Raw genomic sequence first — 6,277 nt, forward strand, 5'->3', positions numbered from 1 at the left:
CTTCACGCATATAGGCGTTACCGGCGCCGAGGAACATGTCGTCACGAATACCGATGGCATCGGCGCAGAAGGAGATCATGTTGGCCGTTTCACGGACGGTTTCACCGTGGGCGATCTGGGATTTGCCCTCATCCAGATCCTGCTGGGCCAGACCGAGCAGGTTCAGCGCGGAGGCATAAGAGAAGCGGGTTCGGGTGGAGTTATCGCGGAAAACCGAGATACCGAGCCCGCTATTAAACAGTTTGGTAGAGATATTTTCGGCACGCAGGGTCTTGAGGGATTCAGCCAGCTTCAATACCAGCTCCAGCTCTTGAGGAGTTTGCTCCCAAGTCAGCAGAAAATCTTTTTCGTGCAGGTTGGATTTGAGTGCTTTGATCTCTTTGATTAATTCATTAACAGCTTTCATCGTTCGCCCCAATCATTGGATGATATATGGATAGCTCCCCTTTCACTCACGATGTCACCAGCGACTTTGTTATTGGTGAGCGCATCGGTTAGCGTCGATGTAAGGCAATCAATAACCGTGCCAAACTAAAAAAATATGTACCAATAAGAACAACTGAAAAAAATATGTGATGTACTCCACAAAAAATCGGTCTATTTCAGCCTTTTCTCAAACAAAATCGGCTGTGCTGCCACAGCCCTGTGAGCACATCGCTGAATATTTGTAAGTGCGACTATTTTGGGATGAGTGAGAATTATCACCAATGACACAGGTTGGGGATAGAAATGATATAACCGGAGCCTTGGTTATCATTATGATAATTGTGTCGACTGCACTGATATCACCACGTTATATATCAGCACGTCACTACCACAGGCGCCCTCCCCACTCCGCCATTTTCCCTGCTGTCTGGGCGCTTGGGGCCAAAAGTGCTACCGTGAATAGGCCTGCTCCCGCATCTATCCCGGATGCCCGCGAGTGGCTGTTGTTCACTGCCACTGATGCCGCGGTGAACCTGCATCATTTACATCGTTGAGGTATTTTTTATGTCCAGGAATGCTGCACTGCTCGTCACCCTGACCCTGCTCGGTATCGCCCCCGCCCACGCCATCAGCGCCAAATATGCCCAGCAACTGGAGCGCTCCGGCTGCACCCAGGTCACCGAGGCGCAGGGCTGCGACATTCACAAGAGCAAGGCCGAGAACGCCAAGGCTGGATTTGGCACTGCGGCTGCCCCTGCCGCCGACTCGGGCTTGAATCTGAGCTACAAGCAAAAACTCGAACGCTCCGGCTGTACTCAGGTAAGCGAGCTCAACGGCTGCGATATCAACAAGACCAAGGCCGAGAACGCCGCTGCCGGGGTTGGTAATGCTCCGGCCGCAGCAACCAGTGGCAGCCCCTATGCTGGCAACTGGATCGCCACCTTCCCTGAAACCGGCGCCACCGTGGCCAATATCCGCATTGATGGCAAGGATCAGGTGTGGGTCAACAACAAGAAGGTCAAAGCCAAAAAATCCGATGGGGCGCTGGTGTTCAAGGATGGCATGGTCATCTACACCATTCAGGGGGATCGCCGCCTCAAGGGTGAAGATGGCTGGGTCGATAACGATGCCGGCACCAAAGGTCCGATCAACGCTAATTAAGCACTGCTGACCACACTATGACGGGGAGCCCAGGCTCCCCGTTTCACGCTTAATGATTGCCCTCTTCCAGTGCCCAGCTCCGCCAATACGGGGCCCGAAGCAACACCTCCTGCTCCAGCCACGCCCCGGTAGTCATCAATGCATCGAGCCAGGGCAGCAACTCTTTCACCCCTTTCCCATCAACCCGCGCTGTCGACCGCCAGGGCACCTTGCCACTGCCCGCTGCAAAACTGCGTACCGGGCGGGCGTAGTGATCCAGATAGGGCTGCAGATCACAGGGGAGCCAGAGCATGGCCGGACGCTGTAGCTCACGCGCCAGCTCGACGGCAATATCAATTCCCCGTTGATCGAGATCGCCAAAATGGGCCCACGTCACCCCCGCTGGCAACAACGGGATCAGCTGTTTGGCCAGCGTGGTATTGCGACCGGGGGCAAAGAGCAGCAGTTGCCCGGGTTGCAGCGGGTAGTCGACAAAGGCCCCCTTGTTCTCCACCGTAATGACCCGCTCCCCTTGCCAGCCGATAGCCGCCAGCATAGCCAGTGCCCGCTCCGGCAAGGCCAGCTCACCCAGCAGCGCTATCACCGCCGTCATATCGTGCTGCTGGCCATGCCGGTCGACCAGTGAGAGCGGATCCCGTGTGCGGATGCGGATCACCTCATCCTGGGTGAGCGTCAGATCCGCAAGCAGTGGGTCCGCAGGGCAGAGTGCGCGGGGATGCTTGCTGTCACCGTGCCAAAGCGCATGAAAGCTGGCCTGATTGAGCTGTGATGGCAAAGTCACTCCAAGGCTTTGCAGTTGCTCACGCTTGTCCGGTTCGGGGGGCACCACCTGCGCCAGTTGTCCGGTAAGGTAAGTCCGCCCCGCCTCGGTCAGTGCATAACGGGCACTGCGCCCGACGGGTCTTAGCCCGCCAACTGCCTGCAGCAGAGCCAGCAACTCACGACCATGTCGGCTCTCAAGGGAGCAGCCCTTCTCGTTCTGGCTATCGAGCAAGCGGACACAAAGCTCCTGCACCCGACTCTCAGCAAACAGCGACATCCTCACCTCTCCCTCACGGTGTCATATAAAGAAGTAGATGTGTTTTTTCCCGCAGTTACCGTGACCCGCTTCGCAAGCGGTTATCATCAGCACCGCGATGTCCTGCACTGCGCCACCAGAGACTGGTAAAGCCGAGGTAAACGGCGCAAGCTGGTCTGGTATAGAGTTATGCTGCCGCCGTGCGGCACGGGCTGACTACGCGATACCCGCTTCCACAAGGGCTTGCTATGACTGACGCCACAGACCTACCGCCTTCATCTTCCTGGCACCTTTCGGATATCCGCGAGCTGGCGCAACTGCTGACTCTGGCGCTGCCCGCCGCCGTGCAGATCACCGAAGAGGTGCATCAGGCGGTGCTCAGCGGGATGGGGATCAAAGGACGGGATGAGGGGAAGACGGCCGGGATCACCGGGCTCGTCTACAAGGGGGTGCACGGCGCAGCCAACACTCTGGCGAGCGGTATCAACGGGCTGCTGACCCGTCTGCCACCCACACCGCCGCCACACCATATTCCCGAAACCCCGAAACGCGCGGCCCTTATCGCCACCCTCAACGGCGTCATGGGGGACAAGCTGGTCGAGCACAAAAATGCCCTCGCTACCCCCATGACCCTGCGCTATCAAGGCAAGCCCCTCGATTGGCAGGCCATGCCGATTGATCTACCTCACGAGGGACGGGTGCTGTTGATGGTCCATGGCCTCTGCATGAACGATCTGCAGTGGCACACCCAGCATCAGGGCAAGCCGGTCAATCATGGGGAACAGCTTGCCACTGCACTCGGCTATCAGCCCCTCTATCTGCGTTACAACTCAGGAATGTCCATTGCACAGAACGGGCAGCAACTTGCCCAGTTGCTGGAACAGCTGCTCGCCCATTGGCCGGGGAAACTAAAAGAGATCAGCGTACTGGGCTACAGCATGGGAGGACTGGTTGCGCGCAGCGCCTGCCACCATGCCAACGTGGCCGGGCTCGGCTGGCCCGCGCGCCTTGCCAACCTGATCTTTCTCGGCACGCCACATCACGGCGCGCCGCTCGAGCACGCCGGGCACTGGCTGGAGCAGCTGCTGCCCGCCACCGCCTACAGCGAACCCTTCGTCAGGCTGGCTCGACTGCGCAGCACAGGCATCAAGGATCTGCGTCACGGCAAGGTGATCGATGCCGTCGCCCCACCCGATCCCGCCGTGCCCTCACCTGATCCCCGTGCGCCACTCCCCTTGCCCAGCGGCGCCAACTGCTATGCCATCGCCGCGACCACTGCCGCCAAGCGCAGCCTGCTGGCTGACCGGCTGATTGGCGATGGACTGGTGCCCCTGCGCAGCGCACTCGGCCAGCACAGCGAGGCGCGCCATCAGCTGGCCTTCCTTCCCGCTCATACCCTGATTGTCTATCGCACCAGCCATATGGCCCTGCTCGGCAGCCCCCAGGTGGGCCAGCAACTGCTGCACTGGCTCAAAACAGGGTCACATCCGTGAAGGTGGTGTAAATTCGGCAGCAGCGCTTCGGCTTATATATTGAGATGGTATTCACCTGACAATTGCCGCCACGCCTGGGGACGGCTCTACACCAGCAAGCTGCCGGTCACCTCAGTCCATGTGTTCAACGAACCGATACAGCCGTTCTTTGAAGCCCTTGAGGCACAGCGCTATACCATCCTGTCGAACAACGGGCGCGAGTTCTATCGGCGCCCTGACCCTCATCCCTACGAGCTGTTCCTGCAACTTGAGAGGGGATTGAATACCGGACCTCCAAGGTGCGCAAGCCGCCGCGCAATGGCGTTATCGAGCGGTTGCACCTTGCTGGATGAACACTTCCGCATCAAAGGGCGGACAATCAGGTATGAGTCGGTGGGGCAAATGCAGACAGACCTGGACAGCTATCTGGAACACTACAACAACCAGCGGCCACATCAGGGCAGGATGACGGAAGGACATACCCCCACAACATGCTCAAGAAGGGTCTGAAATTGATACAGAAGGAAGTGCGCACTTAAAGTAGCATAAATAAGACACCGGTTTGAGGCCGGTGTCAGGTGATAATTTTAGCTGTCCTGTTTAGGATCTCCGAGAAACGGGATTACCACATATCTGTCGACTTGTGTACGTCAAGCCCCTGTCGGTGAACGGGTACATCAGTAGAGAGATTGAATTTATTCAGGAGCAGAGAGCCACATACAGCAAGAACAAAAGGAATATAAGAAAATAAAAGAATGATACCATCCATTGCTGCCGTTGTAATTCCTGACTCGGGGTCATATCCGTATTGAGTTAGTACAAAACCAGTAATAACACCTGATAACGCCATGCCCAACTTTTGACAGAAGCTAAACGCAGAGTAAACAAGACCTTCACTACGGATACCTGTCTGTTTTTCACCATACTCAATAGTGTCAGGCAGCATCGCCCAACCCATTGACCAAGCAAACGCATTCAGCAAACCTTTAGCAGCAACAATCACAAAATAAAACTCAACTGAGTTAACGCTATAGGAGTTCCATGCGAAAAATAAATGAGCAACCCCAAAAGCAGCCAATATAACAATGGCAGTCTCTTTTTTACCATACATTTTAGTTACTATAGGAACAAAAAAAGTCCCTAAAAACGTAGTGATAGTACCGACCATGATTGACGTACCAATCAGGTCTGGGCGTTTCATTACATGCTCCAAGAAGTAAATATTCATAGAGAATGAGATAAAACCTGCTGTCATGGTCATTAAGAATACTATTGACAGGATAATGAGAGGTCTATTATTGGAAAGTAATCTCACACAATCTTTTAGGGTGTAACTCGTTTCACTTTTTGAATCAGCAATACAACGCTCTTTTGTGGTTGCAAAAGTTATCCAAAGCAATGCCGTGGAAAGAAATGCCGCAAAACCAATCGCATAACGGTAGCCAAGTAATTTGTCGCCTTCACCAAAGAAATCAACAAGGTTACCAATTTGAGCGACGACTAAACCTGATAAAACTGCAAACATAACACGAATTGCCGTGATCTTTGTGCGCTCATCGGGGTCGGCTGATATCGCTGAAGTTAATGCCGAATAAGGAATGTTAACAACTGTATAAGCAATGCTAAGTACTATGTAGGTTATTGCAGCATACGCAATCTTACCGTTCTCACTATAATCAACTGGAATAGTAAAACAAGCGAATGCAGTTAAGCCAAGAAACACTGACCCAAATAATAGATACGGCCGAAAACGACCATATCGCGTATTTGTTTTATCAATGATGAACCCCATGACGGGATCTGAAATGGCATCAATAATGCGAGTCATCAGGAAAATAACCCCAACTGTTGCTGCATTAATTAGCGCAATATCTGTATAGTAAAACATTAAATATGCCATAACCGTTTGAAATATGACATTACATCCCAAATCACCTAAACCATAGCCAACTTTCTCTTTCAATGCAATTTTCATAGTGTAATGCCTTTTAATATAACGTAACCATAACCGGACAGATTAGTATTACTAAAATTATTCGACATTAAATCTGTTAAACCATGAAAATCTATCGTTTTAATACTTGTGGCATCTTTAGATAAATTCACTATAACAATGAATCGCACGCCGTTAAACGAGCGTTCAAATGCAATGATGTTTTTACCCAAGTCTAGTAATTTGGTACTTCCTGCGATAAGAGCT

5 protein-coding genes and 2 pseudogenes are annotated in these 6,277 nt (G+C 53.2%); 3 read left to right on the forward strand and 4 right to left on the reverse strand.

From position 1 onward, the window contains the following. Positions 1-406: pseudogene (locus LD28_RS0110685) on the reverse strand (knotted carbamoyltransferase YgeW); the annotation flags it as partial. A 584-nt stretch (positions 407-990) separates the two neighbouring features. Between LD28_RS0110685 and LD28_RS0110690 the strand changes: the two are divergent. Next, positions 991-1,587 (forward strand): hypothetical protein, encoded by a 597-nt coding sequence (locus LD28_RS0110690; protein WP_033136953.1) that lies wholly within the window; start codon positions 991-993, stop codon positions 1,585-1,587. 49 nt (positions 1,588-1,636) lie between these two features. Here LD28_RS0110690 and LD28_RS0110695 read toward each other — a convergent pair whose 3' ends face one another. Then, positions 1,637-2,626, reverse strand: coding sequence for a Wadjet anti-phage system protein JetD domain-containing protein (locus LD28_RS0110695; RefSeq protein WP_033136954.1), 990 nt, complete (start codon positions 2,624-2,626; stop codon positions 1,637-1,639). Positions 2,627-2,853: 227 nt separating this feature from the next. Here LD28_RS0110695 and LD28_RS0110700 point away from each other — a divergent pair, with 227 nt between their 5' ends. Further along, positions 2,854-4,098 (forward strand): lipase family alpha/beta hydrolase, encoded by a 1,245-nt coding sequence (locus LD28_RS0110700; protein WP_033136955.1) that lies wholly within the window; start codon positions 2,854-2,856, stop codon positions 4,096-4,098. 66 nt (positions 4,099-4,164) lie between these two features. Beyond that, positions 4,165-4,616: pseudogene (locus LD28_RS22255) on the forward strand (integrase core domain-containing protein); the annotation flags it as partial. 83 nt (positions 4,617-4,699) lie between these two features. Here the strand turns inward: LD28_RS22255 and LD28_RS0110705 are convergent. Both LD28_RS0110705 and LD28_RS23665 read right to left on the reverse strand, forming a co-directional pair. Then, positions 4,700-6,052 carry an MFS transporter gene (locus LD28_RS0110705; RefSeq protein WP_050514299.1) on the reverse strand — a complete coding sequence of 451 codons (1,353 nt, stop codon included), beginning with the start codon at positions 6,050-6,052 and terminating at the stop codon, positions 4,700-4,702. Beyond that, positions 6,049-6,277, reverse strand: a 229-nt coding sequence (locus tag LD28_RS23665; RefSeq protein ID WP_206538747.1) for a hypothetical protein, incomplete at its 5' end; no start/stop codon positions are given. The genes LD28_RS0110705 and LD28_RS23665, both read right to left, overlap by 4 nt.

Origin of the sequence: Aeromonas finlandensis, from assembly GCF_000764645.1 — a bacterium.
In the GTDB taxonomy this organism is placed as follows: Bacteria; Pseudomonadota; Gammaproteobacteria; order Enterobacterales; family Aeromonadaceae; genus Aeromonas; species Aeromonas finlandensis.

What these genes read in the sequence shown, in the direction of transcription:
- LD28_RS0110690 (WP_033136953.1), top strand. Translation starts at nt 991, where the DNA reads ATGTCCAGGAATGCTGCACTGCTCGTCACCCTGACCCTGCTCGGTATC.
- LD28_RS0110695 (WP_033136954.1), bottom strand. Translation starts at nt 2,626, where the DNA reads ATGTCGCTGTTTGCTGAGAGTCGGGTGCAGGAGCTTTGTGTCCGCTTG.
- LD28_RS0110700 (WP_033136955.1), top strand. Translation starts at nt 2,854, where the DNA reads ATGACTGACGCCACAGACCTACCGCCTTCATCTTCCTGGCACCTTTCG.
- LD28_RS0110705 (WP_050514299.1), bottom strand. Translation starts at nt 6,052, where the DNA reads ATGAAAATTGCATTGAAAGAGAAAGTTGGCTATGGTTTAGGTGATTTG.